Source organism: Hominisplanchenecus faecis (genome assembly GCF_020687205.1).
In the GTDB taxonomy this organism is placed as follows: Bacteria; Bacillota; Clostridia; order Lachnospirales; family Lachnospiraceae; genus Hominisplanchenecus; species Hominisplanchenecus faecis.
Genome location: NZ_JAJEQE010000097.1, coordinates 1 through 1,737, shown reverse-complemented (window position 1 = coordinate 1,737; position 1,737 = coordinate 1). Strand labels below are relative to the sequence as shown.

Here is a 1,737-nt window from a genome sequence, read left to right as displayed (position 1 = left end):
CATCGCAAACCTCACGACGGAAGCCTTGCTACCGTCAGAGCGATTTGTTTTCGAATTCATCATGGCTGTATTATTTTACGCACCATGTTTTACAATGCGCCTCGTCTGCACATTACTAAAAGCTCCTGGCTTGCCGGGGATCGCTTAAGCGGAACAGTCCTTCAGGCCAGGGTACAAAACACAGAACAGAAAAAGACAGAGATAGAGTAACGGAAACTTGCTGCCGTCACTATGCCTCTGTCTTTTGTTGTCTGGCACAATTTACACTTCTATCGTATAATTTTAGTTTCTTATTGTTTATGTTGATTTTAATTGTTTTTAAAAATATATTGAAATAATGAGAGTTATATGATAATATACTTTCAAAGCATATTTCTTAACGTTCTTGGCATCCTGCCATCTATATTTTCTAATCACATTTCAGAAATTCATGCTTTTCAATCAAACAAATCAATTTAAAAAGCAGGAGTTTCAAACTGTTAAAAAGAAAGCATAGACCGTATGCTGTTTTCTGACCGCAAAAATTTATTATCTCTTTATAATGCAGTCAGCGGTTCTCATTATGATGATCCGGAAAAACTGGAAATCATCACACTGGAAAATGCCATTTATATGGGAATGAAAAATGATCTGGCTTTCATCATCGGTACAGACTTGTTTCTGTATGAACATCAGTCTACTTATAGTCCAAATATGCCATTGCGAGATTTATTCTATATTTCCAGTGAATATCAGAAATTGGTCGATCATAAATCGCTTTACTCTTCATGCCTGCTGAAAGTCCCGGCACCACAGTTTATCGTATTTTATAATGGAACTGAAAAAAAGAAAGATCATTGGGTAAACCATTTGTCGGAAGCTTTTGAAAATCTGTCCGGTGAACCAAAACTGGAGCTGGAAGTTCTGACCTTAAACATCAACGAAGGGCATAATGAAGAGCTGATGGAACAATGCCAGACTTTAAGAGAATATGCACAGTATGTAAATTGTGTCCGTAAATATGCGGAGGAATTGGAATTGAATGAAGCAGTCAAGCTGGCTGTTGATGAATGTATCCGTAATAACATTCTCTCCGAATTTCTTCGTGCAAATAAATCGGAGGTGATCTCGATGAGTATATTTGAATACGATAAAGAAGAGGAAGAACGAAAACTCAGAAAAGCTGAATATGAAGCTGGTGTAGCTGATGGACTTAATACTGCAAAAAAAGATGCCGCTATTGCTTTTGCAGAACTTCATGTGCCGATTGAGCAAATTGCCCTCGCATTGAAAGTAGATGTGGAAGCAGTAAAAAAATGGCTTCGTGAAACAGGTAAATAAAAAGTTGTCGGTGGTTTCCTGGCAGGTGTAAGGAATGGAAATGCCGGGTTTTTAAAATACTGTTTGCAAATGAACAGTATTGCATGTGCAAATGAACGAATTCCCCGAAGGGCACGTAAAAGTGCCTTCTTGGGAATTGTTCATTTTGCACATTGCCGTACGTTTTTGTACAGCCATAGTTTTTAAAAACACTTCATGTCATATTTTACACGCTGGCAGGAAACAGCCTTTTGCCACGCTGGTACACGCAGAAAGTTTTTAGAATCAAAACGTTCCGCATCAAGATAGTAAAAAGAGTGGATACTGTTTTTTCTTTCCATGCGGCAAAAGGGATGTGAAATGCAGAATTGTGCCAGATAGTAAAAAAGCAGAGGCATAGTGACGGCGGCAGATTTCCGTTACTTTACCTCTGCTTTT

2 protein-coding genes are annotated in these 1,737 nt (G+C 38.3%); both read left to right on the top strand.

Annotated features, from left to right (window positions below):
- Positions 1-210 (top strand): hypothetical protein (locus LKD42_RS15020; protein WP_248836165.1); only part of this gene is annotated, 210 nt, incomplete at its 5' end.
- Positions 211-501: 291 nt separating this feature from the next.
- Positions 502-1,320 carry a hypothetical protein gene (locus tag LKD42_RS15015; protein WP_243860783.1) on the top strand — a complete coding sequence of 273 codons (819 nt, stop codon included), beginning with the start codon at positions 502-504 and terminating at the stop codon, positions 1,318-1,320.
- The last annotated feature ends 417 nt before the right edge of the window (positions 1,321-1,737 follow it).

What these genes read in the sequence shown, in the direction of transcription:
- LKD42_RS15015 (WP_243860783.1), top strand. Translation starts at nt 502, where the DNA reads ATGCTGTTTTCTGACCGCAAAAATTTATTATCTCTTTATAATGCAGTC.